The organism is Tautonia plasticadhaerens (assembly GCF_007752535.1).
Classification (GTDB): domain Bacteria; phylum Planctomycetota; class Planctomycetia; order Isosphaerales; family Isosphaeraceae; genus Tautonia; species Tautonia plasticadhaerens.
The window spans coordinates 80,990-97,656 of the sequence record NZ_CP036426.1 but is presented as its reverse complement, the minus strand read 5'-3'; the positions used below and the strand labels follow the sequence as shown (position 1 = coordinate 97,656).

Here is a 16,667-nt window from a genome sequence, read left to right as displayed (position 1 = left end):
CGACCCTATTTCACCCAGGTTGCCCGGAATGAACACGACCCGGGCCGGGGTGTCCTCCCCGGCCCGGGAGGACCCCGACCCGGTCCCGGCGCGTCGGCCAGGACGGCGGGGGGGTCGGGTGACGGAGTCGATCAGGAGTGCCCGGATGTTGCAGACCCGCCCCCGGCTCCCGGCCCTGCTGGCCCTGGCGGCCGTCGTCGCCCACCCGGCCCCGGCCTCGGGCCGCAAGGCCGCCGACGCCCTGGTCGAGCGGGCCGAGGCCGGCCGGCAGTCCCGGGTGGTCGTCACCCTGGAGGCCGAGGGGCGTTACCTGCCCGGCGAGTCGACCGACGAGCAGCCGGTCGAGCCGCTGGAGCTGACCGTCCGGACCCGGCTGGATTACCTCGACCAGGTCCTGGAGGTCGACGACGACAGCCGGCCCCGGCGGTCGGCCCGCCGGATGGACGAGGCCGAGGTCGTCATCGGCGGCGGGGAGCCGATCCGGGCCCAGGAGATCCGCCTGAGGCCCGAGGTCTCCTCCCTCGTCGCCGACCGCCTCGACGGCGGCGAGGTGCTCGTCGCCAGCCCCCGGGGGCCCCTGACCCGCACCGAGCTGGAGCTGGTCCAGGTGCCCGCCGACCCCCTCGAACTGGCCGACCTGCTCCCCGACCCCGGCACCGAGGCCGCCCCCGGGGACGGATGGCCGGTCCCCGAGTCGGCGGCCCGCTGGATCAGCGGCTACGACGCCCTCTCCTCCAACACGGCCCGGGTCACCCTGCGGTCCCTGGACGGCGACTCGGCCGAGTTCGACCTCGACGGCCGGGTCGAGGGGGCCGTCCTCGGCGCCCGGGGCCGGATGGACGTCGAAGGCTCCTTCCGGTTCGACCGGGAGGCCGGGAGGGTCGCCTCGATCACCCTCCGACGCGCCGAGCGCCGCGAGGCCGGGCCCGTCGAGGCCGGCCTGGAGTTCCGCAGCACCCTGACCGTCGACCGCTCCGACGCCCCCGAGGGGTCCGAACCGATCCCGGCCCCGGGGTCGCCCGGCCCGCTGCCCGGGGACTGGCTGCTCCTGTCCTACACGCCCCCCGACGGCCGATACCGCCTGGAGCACGACCGGTCCTGGTACGTCTTCGCCGAGGACGACCGCCAGTCGGTCCTCCGGTGCTTCGAGGGCGGCACCGTCGTCGCCCAGGCCGACCTCGTCGCCGGCCCCACGGTCGGGCCCGGCGCCCGGCCCAAGGCCGACCGCTTCCGGGACGACGTCCGCGAGGCCCTGGGGGACCGCTTCGACCGGGTCCTCGACGCCGGGCAAGTGGCCTCCCCCCCCGGCGAGTCCCGATACCGCCTGGCGATCGCCGGCAGGCAGGGGGACGAGCCGATCGTCTGGTACTATTACCTCGTCTCCGACGCCTCCGGCCGCCAGCTCGTGGCGATCTTCACGCTCCGGGCCTCCGGGGTCGAGCGCCTCGGCCGCCGGGACCAGCGCCTGATCGACTCCCTCCGCTGGCTCCCCCCGCCGGCCGCCGACCCCCGATGAACCGCCCGGCCCCCGGGAGATCCGCCTCGGATCAAGGCAGGCTCGTCATCCAATGCCCGATGCCCGATGATGGATCGCCGATGCCCGATCGGTTATGGTCGAGGTGGTGCCCGGGCGGGGCCGCCCCCCACCCGGGGACGACGGCCCCCACCTCCCCGATCCCCCCGGCCAGCCACCCCGACCGTGACCAGGACCCCATCACGCCCCGGCACAACGAACCAGACGCCGGCCCGGAGACGGGCCGCGGGAGAGCGGACATGAGGATCGGGACGAGCAGACCGAATCGGGGCCGGCGGGGCTCGGCCGCCCTCCGGATGGCGGCGCCGGCGCTCGGGCTGGCCACGGCCCTCGGGGCGGCCCTCGGGGCCGGGCGGGCCGCCCTCGCCCAGGTGCCGCCGCGGCCCCCCACCTCGGCCCCGGGCCTGGACCCCTCCCGCGCGGCCCCGGGCCTGCAAGGGTCCGGCCGCAGCGGCGAGGCCCCCGGGCTGGACACCCTGGACCGACCGGCCCCCTCGGCGACCGAGCCCGGCGCCGAGTCCTCCGACCGCTACCGCTTCATCGAGGCCTACGGGCCCCCCGAGGCCCCGGGCCAGGACATCGGCAGCTACCGGGTCGCCTTCCTCGAGACCCAGGACCAGTCCGTCGAGGTCGCCGGGGCCGCGCCGGAGCGGGCCCGGATCGCCGCCCGGGTCGTCTACACCGCGCGGCCCGCCGTGGTGGGGGGCCTGGAGAACCGCCAGGTCTCGGCCCTGGTCCGCCAGTACGAGACCGTCCAGATCTCCCGGGACGACCAGGACGACTCCCAGCCCCTCGGCCCCGCCGGCCTCGCCGGCCAGACCCTCTGGGTGCAGGACCAGGGCGGCCCGGCCCCCACCATCCTCACCCTGCCCGGCTCCCCCTCGCTCACCCAGGCCCAGTTCGGCTTCGCCGCCTACGACTCGGTCTACGTCCCCGAGCTCTCCGGCGTGCTCTCCCCGCTGCACGTCGGCGTCGGCTCCAGCTGGGCCCTCCCCAAGGAGGCCGCCGAGGCCCTCGCCGGCGACGTCATCCGCAACGGGACGCTGGAGGCCACCTTCGAGGACCTCCTGCCCCCCGGCGAGGGCCAGACCGACTCCCGGGCCATCATCCGGGTCTCCGGCCGGCTGGAGCTGGTCAACTCCCAGAGCGCCATCAACGCCCGGCTCGAATTCGCCTTCGAGGACCCCGCCCCCGCCGCCGACGACCCCTCCCGGCCCGTCGCCACGCTCGACCCCACCCTCGTCGACGTCAAGGGGGCCGTCGTCCGCCTGCTGATGGCCCAGCGCAACGTCATCGAGATCCCCGACGCCGACGGCCGGGTCATGACCCGGGCCTCCCAGCTCCGGGAGCTGAACCTCGAACGCCGCCTCGACCTTACCGGCGTCACCGTCCCCTCGCTGCCCGTCCCCCCGCCGACCCCCACCCCCGAGAACTCCTGGGTCTCCTACCACGACCCCGACAACCTGTTCCTCTTCAAGCACCCCCAGGAATTCCGCCCCTCCCCCATCCAGCCGATGGGGGGTTCCACCCTCAACCTCTCCCGGAACACCCTCGGCGGCGTGCCCGACGACCTCACCCTCGTCTTCTTCCCCCGGGGCGAGCAGCCCCCGGAGATCCGCCCCGAAGCCTTCTCCCAACGCATCGCCGAGACCTGGCAATCCGTCCCCTCTCCCGGCGTCACCCTCGGCCGGGGCGCCGAGGGCTTCCTGCCCGAGGCCGACTGGCCCGGCACCCGGGTCTACCGGGTCGAGCTGCCGATCACCTACCGCCCCTCCGCCTACTCCCTCGATGAGATCGGCCAGGCCTACTTCTCCGCCTACCTCGCCCAGTTCTCCAACGGGGCCGTCCTGGAGCTGGAGGCGATGACCGAGAGTGCCCCCGCCCCCTTCCGGGCCGAGGTCGAGGCGATCCTCCGCACCGTCCGGGTCGACCCCGCCCCCCCCCGGGGCTCCTCCCCCCGCCCGACCCCGAGCCCCTCCGCGACCCCTCCCCCCGCCGCCTCCACCCCGGCGGCCTCCCCCGACGCCTCCTCCATCCCCCCCCCGGACCCAAACGCCATCCCCGACCCCGGGCCCGGGGCCGACCCCGGGGCCGGCCCGGGGCCCGAGCCCGACCTCCCCCCTCCCGACCCCGGCACAGGCACCGACCCCGACCCTGGCGCCGACCGCCCCAGCCGCCCCCCACCCCCCCCGTTCGAATGATCTCCCCGGGGGAGAGGACGACACTCGGCCGAGGAAGAGGGCCGCAAGCACAACGGCCCGATCGGTCTGGGTGGCCGGCCGGGGCAGCCCGGCGGCCCAGGTCCCGGGAGCCATCGCCTCGGGCCGCTACGCGGACCCCAGCCCCTCCGTCGAATTCAAATTGAGTACATTCCCCCGAGGGGGTGGAGAGGGGTTCACCCTCGACGGCTTCCGTCGCCGTCGTCACGCCGGCCGACCTGGACGCGATGTGATGGGACCGAGGGACACAGCTTGGAGTCCACCAAGAGCACCGGTCGCATTCGTTCAGGTAGAATTAGGATATCCTCGGCGGACTGGTCGGTAGACCTTGGCGTCGGTTGGCACAGGGCGTCGGATGTTCCGCGTCAGCGTCGGTGAGTACGAAATCTGCTTGCTGCCAGGCGGATGGCCTGCCCGAGATGCTGTTCAACTATCAGCAGCGGGCCACGCTCGCTGAGGATTTCGGCGTCGCGGACGAGGTCGGGGCGTCTGTCTGTTTCGTGAGTGTTGGTCAGGTTCGACGGTGGCCATCCCTCGTCGTAGTCCAACGCTACTCGCCAGCCGGGTTCGGGTTCGTCCCCGGTGTGCTGCTGATCCCTGAGGTACACCGGCTGTTCATCGGCGCCGGCCGTCGGCTGCTCGCTTACGATCTCTCACGGCCGGCGCGGCTGTAGGAGGATGAGGCAGACTGCGGATTCTGGTCCTGGAGCCGACACGGGCAGGTGATCCTGATGGCGGCGGAGCTTGAATTGGCCGCCTGGGATGTGAGCGGCCGCAAGCTATGGTCGCGATTCGTCGAGCCGCCGTGGGAGTACGCAGTTGCCGGCAAGATCGTCGCAGTCGATGTCATGGGGGCCGTGTCCCGCATCGACCTTCGCACCGGGGAGCCGGCCTGACTCTCAACGCCAATCATGGCGAGGACATGGTCGGGGGCGGAGCGGTACCGTTGGGCGTCAGCGTCAGGGACCGCCGCTGGCCGTTGAAGGAGGCCGTGACATACTCCAGGAACCCGGTGTGCCCGAGGATCACCCGGTTGCCGGCGTAGAAGCCGACCAGAGCCGACCAGCAGTGCGACCTGCCCCGCCGCCGCAATTCGAGGTCCACCGTCCCGTAGCGGACCGGCACGGCCCCGCCGACGGACCCGATGGTCGCCCCGCCGCCGGAGGCGACCCGGACGCCCAGCGGACCGAGGAAGCGGTCGGGGATGAGCGTGTCGTCGGCCCCGGTGTCCACCAGCCCGTAGGCCAGGGCATCGCCGGCGGGGCCGATGATGCGGACGGGGATGACCGGGCGATACAGGAGGGTCAGATGGGCGCCGTCCGGTCCCCGGACCGGATAGCCCTGGTAAGGGAACCTCATGCGCCGCCGACGGTGCGGGCCTGGTCGATCGGGGGGAGCCATTCGCAGACGGGCTGCTCGACGCCCGCCCGCCGCGCCGCTTCGCGGACGGCCTCGAAGTCGTCGGCATCGGCGATGAGGCGGCCGTCCTCGGCCCAGGCGACCCAGCGGCCGGCGTACTCCAGCCGGAGGCGGGCCGGCTCCGGCCATCGGTCCTGGGGGATGGCGTGCCGGTCGGCCCCGGGGCGGGGCGTCGCGGGATTGGTCGTCCTGGGCATCCTCGCCTCCGTGGGGGTGATGGTCTTCGGCCCGTTCATTCTACCGCCGGTCGGGCCGATCGCCTTCGGGTAGAATCGGGGACGCTACCAGCGGCCTGGTCCGCTGAGCTTGGGCACCGGGCGACGGGGGCGAACATGGGGATGCTGGCTCTCTTCGTCCCGGATGCCGTGGTCGGCGGGCTCTCTGATCTCCTGACCGCTGCGGGCTTCTCGGTGGTCGAACGTACCCCGCCCGAGGGCGACTGCGCGGACCTGTACCTCGACTTCGACATGGGCCAAGAACACCTTACGGTCGGCCTCCAGCCCGACCCGCGAGGCTCCGGTTGGCACGTCATCACGTTCGTAGGAAGCTCACGCGGCCCGCTGTACGCAGCGGTCTGGGGACAACTCGTCTCGTTCGGCGCGAGCGAACAGTGGCCAGAGGTCTCCTGACTCACCCCGCATCGGCTCCGGCCCGCTCCAGCACACGCTTGACGCCGTTCACGTTCAGGTAGAATCAGGGGCGTCCTTGGCGGGCCGTCCGCTGAGCTTGTGTCGTCAGGTGGCGGAGGCTGTCGCGTGGAGCCGTTGGAGGTCAACGGTGATGCCCCGCGACTCACCGGCCTACGGTGCGATGCCATTCTCTGCGTTGAGTACCGGCATGCTGGTCGCCTCGTCGAGCCGGCCAGCACCGCGCATCTCTGCTTCGATGGGGGCTGGCACCGGCTCTACTTCGACTTCGGCATCGTCTTCTGGCGGCCCGAGGAACGCGGGCCTCAGTCCTTCGACGCGCCCGAGCTTGACTCGTCCTATCCCGTGGTCGATGTGGCAGCACTGCGAGGCTTGCTCGGGGTCCGCCTCTCCCACTACGAGATGGCGCCGATCGAGGGCGGGGCGCGCGTCACCTTGGCGTTCGAGAATGGGCATCACCTCACATTCAGTAGCGTCGATGACATCACGTCGTACCACGACGCATGACCTCGCCCCGCAGCGGCCCCGGACCGCTCCAGCACGCGCCCGACCCGCGTCTGGATCCAGGGCTTATCCCGCAGCCCGTAGCCCCCTCGTGCTTGACGACGAGGTAGACCGGATCGCCTATTTGCTGGCTGCGGTTCCGGAACCCGAAGACGCACCCGTCGAGGCTGGGGTCGTCGTTGGTCGAGGATCGACCGCAGTGCAGGATCCGGGTCGCCATCGGGGTCGTCCCTCGGGGTCGAGCGCGAGGTTGCACGCTCCAGGACCGTCATCCGATCAGCGAATCGCGGCGGCGGATCGAATACCCGATGCGATGGATCGCCGCCGCCCCCCGGATCGGCGGCCCGGGTCGTGGACGATCCACCCGGATTCCGCCCTCCCGGGTGACTGCCGAGCGTCCTGTCCCCGATATTAATGATCGAGGGGATCTCGCCCCGCCGACCGTCTTCCGCCCCTTGCCCCGTCGCCAACAGAGGGGGAGGGGACGGCCGACCGGGCGATTCGAACCGGCAAAATTCTTCTTTGGCAATTCGAAACGGGGAGTGGGGGTCTCATTCACGTGCCCGCTGATGCTTTCCGGTTTGCGGAGGCTTTTCAGCGGAAAACCGGCCCGGTTCACGCTCCGGAACCGGAAAGCATCAGCGGGTTTGTGTGTCAGGACCACCGCCGATCGACTTCGACCGCGGAGGACGACGCCGGGGCACGCGACGAAACGAAGCCAATTCGGGCATCCCGGTTTGACGGAGCAAAGCCGTTCCGATCGACGCAAGTCATTTCGCTATCGCGAAAATCCACAGTTCAACCCTGGCGCACCGGAGGCGCACCGAGGGCGCACCGAGCCCGGCCGGGACGGCTCTCGACCGGCTCATCCCGGCCCGAACGGCGAGGCCCAGGCCGCTCGGGGGAGGCGAGATCGGGCAGCGGAAGCCGGAGTCGATCCGGCGCGAAACGAAGCCAATCCAGGGGGCGGATTTTTCGGAACGAAGCCAATGCGATCGGCGCAACTCGTGACCCTGCAAGAACAATCTCCGGATCAGGCCCGGCGCACCGCAGCGCACCGGGACCGACCGGGCCCGCTCCTGCCCGGGGGATCGGCCCGGTGGTCAGGGCGTCCGGGATCGTCCGGCCCGCCCGACGATCCTCGGCGCGAAACGAAGCCAATCGAGGGGCGGCCATTCGACGGAGCGAAGCCAATCGGGTCGGCGCAAGTCGTGATCCGGCCAGGAAAATCCTCGGTCCGATGTGGGCGCACCGGGGCGCACCGGCCCCGGCCGGGGCGGCGGATCCCCCGGCCTTCCGGGTTCGCCCGGGGGTCAGCCGGGGCCGATCGCCGCGGCGACCCGGGCGGCGAGCCCGGCGTTGGAGACGATCAGCGCGGCGTTGGCCCGGAGGCTCTCGCCGCCGGTCTCGGCGTGGATCCGGGAGAGGAGGAAGGGGGTGAGGGCCTTGCCGGAGACGCCCGATCGGCGGGCCTCCTCCAGGGCGGAGCGGAGGGCGGCCTCCATGACGGCCTCGTCCGGGGCGTCGGCCCCGGGGACCGGCTGGGCGAGCACGACGGCGCCGGGCAGCCCGAGCGCGCGGTGGGCGACGACCAGCGCGGCGGCCGAGGCGGGGTCGTCGACCCGGTGCTCCAGGGGGAGGCCGGTGCCCGGGCTGGTGAAGCCGGGCAGCTCGCCGGTCCGGTAGCCGACGACCAGGACGCCGAGGGTCTCCAGCCGCTCCAGGGTCGCCGGCAGGTCGAGGATCGTCTTGGCCCCGGAGCAGACGACCAGGCAGCCGTCGGCCCGGGAGAGTTCGTCGAGATCGGTCGAAATGTCGAAACTTTCACCGGCGCCCCGGTGTACCCCCCCGAGGCCCCCGGTGGCGAAGGCCCGGATGCCGACGCGTCGGGCGACCCAGAGGGTGGCCGAGACGGTGGTGGCGGCGTCCCGGGCCGAGGAGACGGCGGGGGCCAGGTCCCTCCGGCCGGCCTTGAGGACGCCGTCGAGCCCGGCGAGCCTGCACAGCTCGCCCTCGTCGAGGCCGACCTTGATCCGGCCGCCGAGCACGGCAACCGTCGCCGGGACGGCCCCGGCCTCCCGGACGGCCCGCTCGGCCTGCCGGGCGACCTGGAGGTTCTTGGGGCGGGGCAGGCCGTGGGCGATGAGGGTCGACTCCAGGGCCACGACGGGGGCCCCGGACCCGAGGGCGTCCCGCACCTCCGCCGCAATGACGATCGCTTCATCACGTGCAATCATTGAGGTTTCGGTCTTGCCTCATGCAATCATTGGAAATCCGGTCGGCTCGGCGAAACTGGAGACGCGGCGGCTGGACCGACTCCGTAGACTATACCTGAGGGTGCCGCCCGGACCAGCCCCGGCGGCCCTCGGGCGACGCCCCGTCCCCTCGCAAGTCTCAGCCGGCGGTGCGGCCCCCGGATCGCACCATGGACCCCCTCCCGGGACGCTATCCAACGGATCGGACGCGTGAGCGCATTGGTACGCAACGCGCCGGGCATCGGCGGCGCAATCCGAGTGGTGCTGGAGGTCGTGGACGGCCCCCGCAAGGGGGTGGCCTTCGTGCTCGACGGCCCCGAGCCGTTCGTCGTCGGCCGCTCGGCCCTGGCCGACGGGCCGGTGCCGGAGGACGGCTCGCTGTCCCGGGACCACTTCGAGGTGCGGGTCGGCCACGGGGGCGAGCTGTCGGTGCGCGACCTGCACAGCACCAACGGCACGTACGTCAACGACCGCCAGGTCGACCGCGCCCGGCTCTCCGACGGCGACCGGATCTCGGCCGGTCAGACGCTCTTCCGGATCCGGGTCGAGCGGGTGGTGGGCCCCCCCTCGGCCCGGCCCGACGAGGTCGGCACCGAGGAGCACGACCGCCCCCAGTTCGGCGCCAGCTCGATCGTCTGCGGCGGCTGCGGCCAGCCCGCCCCGCCCGGCACCCAGGTGGCCAAGGACCGCCCCGAGGGGGGCGCCCCGGAGTCGATCTACTGGCTCTGCGACAACTGCCGGGCCGAGATGGCCATGACCCCCCAGCCGGTGCCGCACTACACCACGCTGCGGGAGCTGGGCCGGGGGGCGATGGGGGTGGTCTACCTCGCCCAGCACAACCGGACCGGCCGCAAGGTGGCCCTGAAGCTGATCGTGCCCGAGTCGGCCGCCGCCCGATCGGCCATCGACCGGTTCCTCCGCGAGATGTCGGTCATCAGCAAGCTGAAGCACCCGAACATCGTGGAGTGGCTGGAGCAGGGGACCACCGGCGGCCGGTTCTGGTTCGCCATGGAGTACATCGAGGGCACGAACCTGGAGTCGGTCGCCCGGTCGGCGAAGGGGAGGTATCCGATCGACCAGGCCTGCCGGATGGCCAGCCAGATCCTCAAGGGGCTGGACCACGCCCACCGCCAGGGGTTCGTGCACCGGGACATCAAGCCGGAGAACATCCTGATCGGCCGGACGATCGAGGGGTACCTGGCGGCCAAGATCTCCGACTTCGGCCTGGCCAAGAGCTACCGGAGCATCGGCCTCTCGGGGCTGACCTTCTCCGGGGAGATGCGCGGGACGATCCCGTTCATGCCCCCCGAGCAGATGCTCGACTTCAAGACGGTCAAGCCCTCGGGCGACCTGTACGCCACCACCGCCACGCTCTACTTCCTGCTCACCGGCCAGTTCATCTATGACGACGTGGGGGAGGGGATCGACGTGGTCCAGCTCGTCCTGGAGACGCCGCCGATCCCCATCCGCCGCCGACGGCCGGAGATCCCCGCCGCGCTGGCCGACGTCATCGACCGCGGCCTGTCCCGGGACGCCGAGGACCGCTTCCCCGACGCCTCCGCCCTCCGCCAGGCGCTCCGGCCGTTCTGCTAGGGGCCGGCGGCGGGTGCGGGGGGGCGACTCAGCCCGACGCACCCCGGCCCGGTTCCCTCCCCTCGAGTCCCGGGGGGACGACGACCCGGACGGCCCCGGTGAGCAGCTCGACCTCGACGGGGGTCTGGCCGATGATCTCGCCGTCGGCCTGCACCGGCAGCGGGGACGAGGCCCGGGACAGGGCGATCCGGACCCGGTCCTTGGCCTTGAAGTAGCGGGTGCTCGGGTCGGCCCCCTGGGAGCCCCGGAGCACGTGGAGGGCCAGGCGGCCGTAATCCAGCACGCTGCGGGCCCGCAGGACGCAGACGGTCAGCTCGCCGTCATCCGGCCGGATCCCCGGCCCCCATCGGAACGGGGGCTGGCCCAGGGTGCCGACGTTGGCCACCAGCACCTGGGAGGCCCGGATCAGCCGCTCCCCCTGCTCGTCGACCCGGATCAGGAACCGCCGGGGCTGGAACCCGGCCAGCCGGACGGCGCCGGTCCACAGGTAGGCCAGGCGGCCGAGCCGCCGCTTGGACTCCGTGTCGGTGTCCCGGATCATCAGGCTGTCCAGGCCGACCCCCACCTGGGTGAAGAACGGCCGGCCGCCGACCCGCATCACGTCCAGGGTGGCCGTCTCCTTCGAGGAGGCGAGCACCCCGCAGGTCTCGTCCGGTCCCAGGGGCAGGCCGATCTCCCGGGCGAGGACGTTGGCCGTGCCCAGCGGCAGGATGCCCAGCGGCACGTCCGAGCCGATCAGGCCGTCGGCCACCGCCGCCACGGTGCCGTCCCCCCCGGCGGCGATGACGAGCCGGGCCCCCCCGTCGATCGCCTCCTTCACCAGGGCCTTCACGTCCTGGCCGGCGTCGAGCAGGTGGATCCGGCAGGCGCCGCTCTCCTCGTCGCCGAAGTGCCGGCAGAGGATCTCCCGGACCTCGCCCGCGAAGCTCCCCGAGTTGGGGTTCAACACGACGAAGACGCGGCCGATTCGTAACAGGGCGTCGGTCTCGGTCTCGGTGCTCATGCGATAATGGTCCTCCGCCCCTTGCGAGGCAATCAGCGTGCCGGGCCGGCGGTGCCGCCGAGCACCGCCCGGACGTCGGCCACGACCGCCTCGGGCTCCAGGAACTGGAGGTTGTAGATCTCCCGCTGCCGCCCGCCCGGATCCACCAAGAAGATCCGCGACGGGTGGTCCAGCGTCCCGCTCGGCCCGACCTTCGCCCACATGTCCCACGAGGCGACCACCCCGGCCACCTCCCCCGGCTCGCCGGTGAGGAAGTGCCAGGCGTCCGGGTCGGCGGCGAAGATCTCGGCATACCGGGCCAGGACCTCGGGCCGGTCGGTCTCCGGGTCGAGCGTGATCGAGACGAACTCCACCCGCCCCCCGAACAGGCCGGCCTCCTTCAGCGCCTCCTGCACGCGGTACATCGTGTGGGTCGTCGCCGGGCAGGAGCCGTTGCAGGTGGTGTAGATGAAGCTCACCAGCGCCGCCTTCCCCTCGGACTGCAGGTCCGACAGCCGGAACGGCTCGCCGCCCCGGGCTTCGGTCAGCGCCGTCTCCGGCGCCGGGCCGATGTCCGCCAGGCGGCGGTCCTCCCCCGAAGCCACAGGTCCGCAGGGCGTCAGTGCCAGGCAGCCGGCCAGGATTGCCAGGTGTCTCCTCATGCTCCTCTCCCTCCTCGTCCCCGCGACCCCGCCCGAGATCCTCACCCTCAGTTCAGCAGCATGTCGTGGCCCCGCGCCGGGCCCGTCTCGAAGCCGGTCAGGTCGACGTCGAAGAACGGGTCGACCTTCATGCCGTCCGGCCCGACGTGGACCAGCCGGACGCAGAAGTTCCCCGAGCGGTCGAGGGTGGAGAGCAGGGAGTTGGTCACGTACATCCGCTTGCCGTCGGAGGTCACATGCATCATGTTCGGCTGGACGCAGGGGACGACCGTGCTCGCAAGCACCGGGCGTTCCGGGTCGGAGACGTCCCACTGCTGGATCTCGTCGCCGCCGAAGCAGGAGACGTACAGGTATCGGTCGTCGGGGCTCTGCCTCAGGTCGGCGGGCAGGGCGGCGGTGTCGGCCACCTTCTTCGCCTCGTAGGAGCCGTCCCCCTTGCCCTTGAACAGGTAGATCGAGTGATCCAGGGCGCAATTGGTGAACCCGTAATCATTCTCGGGCTTGAGCGACCACCGGACCTCCAGCGGCGCCAGCCCCGCCTCGATCACCTGCAGCGGGGTCCGGGACTTGAAGTCCCAGACGACCAGCTCGTCGCCGAAGTCGTCCAGGCTCATCTCGGCGAACGGCTTCCCGTAGTTCCGCTTCGGGGTGAAGGAGCTGGAGACCATCCGATTCAGCTCCGGCTTCACGGCGACGTCGTAGCCGTAGGGGGCCTCCTCGGGCTGGTCGATGCGGCGGATGAACTCGCCGTCGTTGGTGAACTCGGCCAGGGCGGCGGGCAGGCCGCCGTCGGCGGCGCCGAGGAAGCTGATCAGCATCCGGCCGGGGAGGGCGTAATACGTGTGGGGCCCCGAGAGGCCCGTCTCCGCCGAGACGCCGTCCAGCACCCGCTCGACCCTCGGGGCGGCCGGGTCGGTCGCCACGTCGAGGATCCAGATCCGGCTGGAGAACAGGCCGCCGGCCCAGATCCGCGTCCGGTCGTCGGTGAAGCCCCAGTGGTGCGTCTCGTTCCCCTTCGAGCCGAGGTCGAGCCGGTGGATGATCGTCCCGAAGGAGGGGCTGGCGCGGTCGACGTCGACGGTGATGACGAAGTCATTCTCCTGCGCGTCGGCGTCGACGCAGAAGACGTACAGGTACTTCTCCGGCCGGTCGAGCCGCTTGACGTAGGGCGAGAGGCACGTCTCGGCCCGGGTCGCGGCCGGGGCGGCCAGGATCGCCAGGGCCAGGCCAAGCAGCGCCGGGGTTCGGAATCGGGGCACGACCATATCAGATCCTCCTTGCGGGAGTCCTCGGGGTCATCGCGGTCCGGCCGGCAGTCGGGCCGATCACTCGCCGTCGCCGAATTCCGAGAGCGGGTCGAAGGCGGTGGAGTCGAGCCATCGGCGGAAGGTCTCGGCCTCGGCGCCGCGGAGGGTCGTCGCCTTCTGGGTGTTGAAGAAGATTTCGACGTCGACACCGGTGTCCCGGATCTCGGTGACCAGCTCCATGTTCAGATACGTCCCGCCGATCTTGATCAGCGTCATGGCCGACCTCCGCCGCGTGTCAGGCCCGCTCGGCGTCCCCGGGGCGGCCGGACGGCCGCCGGACCGATCGGGCCGCTCGGCCATCACTCTACCAGAACCGGGGCCGCCCGGCATCGAGCCGTCTCGGCGCCGAAGGCTTTCGGATCGGGGCTTGCGTCCGGGTCGCCCCGACGGGCATGATGGCGGACAGGGCGACAACTGTCCGAGGCAACTCCCGGGGATGATGCGATGCAGAGCCGACGCCGATGGAGGCTGGGGCCGGGGCCGGTCTTCGCCTGGGAGTGGCTGACCGGGTCGAGGCGTTGGCAGCTCTACGCCGGCCGGGTGCTCTTCGGCATGGTCCTGCTGCTGAGCATCTGGGCCGTCTGGGAGCGGTTCGCCGGCCGGGTGATGGACCTCTCGGTGCTGGGCCAGCTGGGCACGTCGCTCTACGTCTCCTACGCGCTCACGCAGCTCGGGCTGGTCTGCCTGGTGACCCCGGCGGTGACCTCCGGCGCCATCTGCCAGGAGAAGGCGAGGGGGAGCCTGCTGCACCTGCTGACGACGGATCTGAGCGACGCCGAGATCGTCTTCGGCAAGCTGTTGGCCCGGCTCGTCCCGGTGGGGATGCTGCTGGCCACGGGGGTGCCGGTCTTGATGATCTGCGGCCTGCTCGGCGGCCTGGACCCGAACGCCGTGCTCGGCGCCGTCGCCGTGACGGCGGGCACGGCCCTGCTGTGCTGCTCGGGGGCCCTGATGATCTCGGTCTGGGCCCGGAAGCCGCACGGGGCGTTGATGGGGGCCTACTTCGCCCTGACGATGTGGCTCTTGCTGGTGCCGGCCGGCGAAATCGTCGCCCTGTTCGGGCTCTCATTGATGGGCGGACCCGGCGGCCAGCCATCCTGGTTGCCAGTGCTCTTCCTGCTGTTCGAGCCCGGCGCCCGGCTCTCCCTGGGCATGCCGCCCTCGTGGCTGGCCCCGTTGCATCCCTTCTGGATGGTCCTCGCACCCTATTCGGCGCCGGGGACGGTCACGCTGGCCGACCAGCTCCGGTTCCTCGGGCTGTCGGCGTTGGGCTCGGGGGTGATGGCCCTCGTCTCGGTCCGGTCGCTGCGGCGGGTCTACCTGGGGCAGCTCGGCCGGCCGAGGAAGGCGACGAAGTACCTCCGGCTGCCGCAATTCGGGAGGAGGAAACCGGAACAGGGCCTCGGCGGGCGGGGGTGGCTGCCGGGGCCTTCGCTGGACGCCAACCCGGTGCTCTGGCGGGAGTGGCACCGCAACGCGCCGAGCCTGCCGCAGCGGATCCTCTGGCACATCTTCGTGATCACGTCGGTGGTGCTCTACCTGCCGTTGATCGTCGACGCCGCCATGCCCGGCCGGCCGATGCTCAGCGAGTGGCTGCTGGGGGTCGCCAACGGGTTCACGGTGACCTACGGGCTGCTGCTGTTGAGCGTCTCCTCGTCGACCTCGATGTCGGAGGAGCGGGCGAGGGGGAGCCTCGACATCCTGATGAGCACGCCCCTGCCGACCTCGAAGATCGTCTGGGGAAAGTGGTGGGGGGCCTATCGCGGGGTCCTGTTCCTGGCCCTGATGCCGGCGGCGGTGGCCGTCTTGCTCGGGGTCAAGAACCTGAAGGTGCTGGAACCGACGCTGACAATCGGCCTGATCCTCTCCCAGGGGGCGATCCTCACCAGCCTCGGCGTGCTCCTGGCGACGAGGATCGAGAAGCAGGGCCGGGCCGTCGGCCTGAGCGTCGCCGCCTTCGGCGCGCTCAGCTTCGGCTGGCCGCTGCTGGTGGTGGTGATGGGCCTGGGCACGGGCCCGCGCCAGCGGGGGCTGGAGGCGCTCCTGCTCCAGGCCCCCTGGTACGGCTCGCATCGGTTGCTCGACCCGATGGTCGAGTGGACCTCGTACCGCTCCTACGGCTGGCGGTACGACAACGCCGCCGAGATTCTGACCTGGGGGGCCATCTGGCTGGTCCTCAACACGATGCTCGCCGCCCTGCTGGTCGCTCGGACGCTCTCCGGCTTCAACCGACACCTCGGCCGGATGGACGAGAATCCCGACTATGCGGGCCGGGCGACCGTGGTGCTGGAGTCGGGCCCAGACCTGCCTCTCCCTCAGGGCCCCACGACCCTCGCCCCGTCGGCCGCCCGGCAGACGTAGGCCTCGGCCCTCGTCCCGGTCCGTCGGGCGTAGCCCTCGACCACCGCCTCGGCGAAGGCCCCGGCGTGCTCGGCCGCCACGAGGTTGACCGTGCATCCGGCCCAGCCGGCCCCGCTGAGCTTGCCGCCGAGGAAGCCGGGGGCCGATCCGGCCGCCTCGATCAACGCATCCAGGGCCGATGAGCTGTTCTCGAAGTCGTCCCGGCTCGACTCGTGGGACTCCGACATCAGGCGGCCCAGCCAGGCCGCGTCTCCCCGACGCAGCGCCTCGGCCCCCCGGCGGACCCGATCGTTCTCGGCCAGGACGTGCCGGGCCCGTCGCCGGCCGACCGGGTCGAGCCGGTCCCAGTAGGCGTTCAGGTCGGCGAGCGTGACGTCCCGGAGCGACTCGACCGGCGGGGGAGGGCGGTACGGGTCGCCCAGCGACGAGGCGGGCGGGTGCTCCCGGAAGTAGGAGACGACCCGATCGCACTCCTCCCGGCGCCGGTTGTACATGCCGTCGGCCAGCCTCCGGGAAGTCTTCGAGTCGCAGACGACGATCGCCGGGGCGGGATTTCCCATCGACACACGATCATGCGTGTGCGAAAGGCAGTCCAGCATCAGGGCGTGGTCGGCCCGGCCGAGCAGGGCGCAGAACTGGTCGAGCAGGCCGGACGCGACGCCGACGTACTCGTTCTCGGCCTTCTGGAGCAGGCGGGCCAGGTCCATCCTCGCCGCGTCGTCGATCGGCCCGGGGTCGACGAGCCCGGCGCCGATAAGGAACATCGCGGCCGAGGCCTCCAGGCTCGCCGAGCTGGACAGCCCCGCCCCGACCGGCACGTCCCCGGCCACGGTCGCCTCGAAGCCCGAACGGATCGGGCCGAAGCGACTCGCCATCGCCAGCACCACCCCCCGGACGTACCGGCCCCAGGGGCCCGAGGGGTCGGGCGTCGGGTCGTCGACCGAGAACTCGTAGACCTCCTCGAACGACTCGGAGGCGATCCGGGCGCGTCGCCCCCCGACCACCCGGCCGGCGACCGCCGTCTCCCGGTCGACGGCCGAGGCGAGCACGAGGCCGCCGTTGTAGTCGGTGTGGTTGCCCAGCAGCTCGACCCGGCCGGGGGCCAGGCCGATGCTCGTCGGCTCGGCCCCGAAGCGGTCGCGGAAGGCGGCCCGGGCTCGGGCGTCGGGGGATGTGGGCATCGT

General features: G+C 72.1%; 16 protein-coding genes. 8 read left to right on the top strand and 8 right to left on the bottom strand.

Annotated features, from left to right (window positions below; all coding sequences use genetic code 11):
• Positions 1-145 precede the first annotated feature (145 nt).
• The 4 genes from ElP_RS00460 (at position 146) to ElP_RS37460 (ending at position 4,649) form a co-directional block, all read left to right on the top strand.
• Positions 146-1,516: a hypothetical protein gene (locus ElP_RS00460; RefSeq protein ID WP_145266246.1), complete on the top strand. Its 1,371-nt coding sequence runs from the start codon at positions 146-148 to the stop codon at positions 1,514-1,516.
• A gap of 257 nt (positions 1,517-1,773) precedes the next feature.
• Complete coding sequence (locus ElP_RS00455) at positions 1,774-3,735, top strand: hypothetical protein (protein ID WP_145266244.1); 1,962 nt, start codon at positions 1,774-1,776, stop codon at positions 3,733-3,735.
• A 437-nt stretch (positions 3,736-4,172) separates the two neighbouring features.
• Positions 4,173-4,427, top strand: a complete 255-nt coding sequence (locus ElP_RS00450; RefSeq protein ID WP_145266242.1) for a hypothetical protein — start codon at positions 4,173-4,175, stop codon at positions 4,425-4,427.
• 48 nt (positions 4,428-4,475) lie between these two features.
• On the top strand, positions 4,476-4,649 hold the full coding sequence (locus ElP_RS37460; RefSeq protein WP_197446606.1) for a hypothetical protein: 174 nt from the start codon (positions 4,476-4,478) through the stop codon (positions 4,647-4,649).
• A gap of 13 nt (positions 4,650-4,662) precedes the next feature.
• On the opposite strand, the gene ElP_RS00445 is transcribed toward ElP_RS37460, so the two are convergent.
• Together ElP_RS00445 and ElP_RS00440 are read right to left on the bottom strand one after the other, a co-directional pair.
• Positions 4,663-5,112, bottom strand: a complete 450-nt coding sequence (locus ElP_RS00445; protein ID WP_145266240.1) for a pepsin/retropepsin-like aspartic protease family protein — start codon at positions 5,110-5,112, stop codon at positions 4,663-4,665.
• On the bottom strand, positions 5,109-5,369 hold the full coding sequence (locus tag ElP_RS00440; RefSeq protein ID WP_145266238.1) for a DUF5678 domain-containing protein: 261 nt from the start codon (positions 5,367-5,369) through the stop codon (positions 5,109-5,111). The genes ElP_RS00445 and ElP_RS00440 overlap by 4 nt, the downstream gene beginning before the upstream one ends.
• Positions 5,370-5,510: 141 nt before the next feature.
• Between ElP_RS00440 and ElP_RS00435 the strand changes: the two genes are divergently transcribed.
• Together ElP_RS00435 and ElP_RS00430 are read left to right on the top strand one after the other, a co-directional pair.
• Positions 5,511-5,801 carry a hypothetical protein gene (locus tag ElP_RS00435; RefSeq protein ID WP_145266236.1) on the top strand — a complete coding sequence of 97 codons (291 nt, stop codon included), beginning with the start codon at positions 5,511-5,513 and terminating at the stop codon, positions 5,799-5,801.
• Positions 5,802-5,927: 126 nt separating this feature from the next.
• Entirely contained in the window at positions 5,928-6,326 is a 399-nt protein-coding gene (locus tag ElP_RS00430) for a hypothetical protein (RefSeq protein ID WP_145266234.1), read from the top strand.
• A gap of 1,310 nt (positions 6,327-7,636) precedes the next feature.
• Here the strand turns inward: ElP_RS00430 and ElP_RS00425 are convergent.
• Positions 7,637-8,560: a pseudouridine-5'-phosphate glycosidase gene (locus ElP_RS00425; RefSeq protein WP_145266233.1), complete on the bottom strand. Its 924-nt coding sequence runs from the start codon at positions 8,558-8,560 to the stop codon at positions 7,637-7,639.
• Positions 8,561-8,788: 228 nt separating this feature from the next.
• On the opposite strand from ElP_RS00425, the gene ElP_RS00420 reads away from it, so the two are divergent.
• Positions 8,789-10,171, top strand: coding sequence for a protein kinase domain-containing protein (locus ElP_RS00420; protein WP_231749372.1), 1,383 nt, complete (start codon positions 8,789-8,791; stop codon positions 10,169-10,171).
• A 28-nt stretch (positions 10,172-10,199) separates the two neighbouring features.
• On the opposite strand, the gene ElP_RS00415 is transcribed toward ElP_RS00420, so the two are convergent.
• The 4 genes from ElP_RS00415 to ElP_RS00400 form a co-directional block, all read right to left on the bottom strand.
• Complete coding sequence (locus ElP_RS00415) at positions 10,200-11,174, bottom strand: diacylglycerol/lipid kinase family protein (RefSeq protein ID WP_145266231.1); 975 nt, start codon at positions 11,172-11,174, stop codon at positions 10,200-10,202.
• A gap of 32 nt (positions 11,175-11,206) precedes the next feature.
• The gene (locus ElP_RS00410) at positions 11,207-11,815 is read right to left on the bottom strand and encodes an SCO family protein (protein WP_145266229.1); all 609 of its coding nucleotides are present in this window, start codon (positions 11,813-11,815) and stop codon (positions 11,207-11,209) included.
• A gap of 47 nt (positions 11,816-11,862) precedes the next feature.
• A complete protein-coding gene (locus ElP_RS00405) occupies positions 11,863-13,074 on the bottom strand; it encodes a selenium-binding family protein (RefSeq protein WP_231749371.1) in 1,212 nt (403 codons plus the stop codon).
• A gap of 66 nt (positions 13,075-13,140) precedes the next feature.
• Entirely contained in the window at positions 13,141-13,338 is a 198-nt protein-coding gene (locus tag ElP_RS00400) for a hypothetical protein (protein ID WP_145266223.1), read from the bottom strand.
• Positions 13,339-13,566: 228 nt separating this feature from the next.
• On the opposite strand from ElP_RS00400, the gene ElP_RS00395 reads away from it, so the two are divergent.
• Positions 13,567-15,483, top strand: a complete 1,917-nt coding sequence (locus tag ElP_RS00395; protein ID WP_145266220.1) for an ABC transporter permease — start codon at positions 13,567-13,569, stop codon at positions 15,481-15,483.
• Here the strand turns inward: ElP_RS00395 and galK are convergent.
• Positions 15,438-16,664 (bottom strand): galactokinase, encoded by a 1,227-nt coding sequence (gene galK, locus ElP_RS00390; RefSeq protein ID WP_145266218.1) that lies wholly within the window; start codon positions 16,662-16,664, stop codon positions 15,438-15,440. The two genes, ElP_RS00395 and galK, sit on opposite strands and share 46 nt — an antisense overlap.
• Between the last annotated feature and the right edge of the window lie 3 nt (positions 16,665-16,667).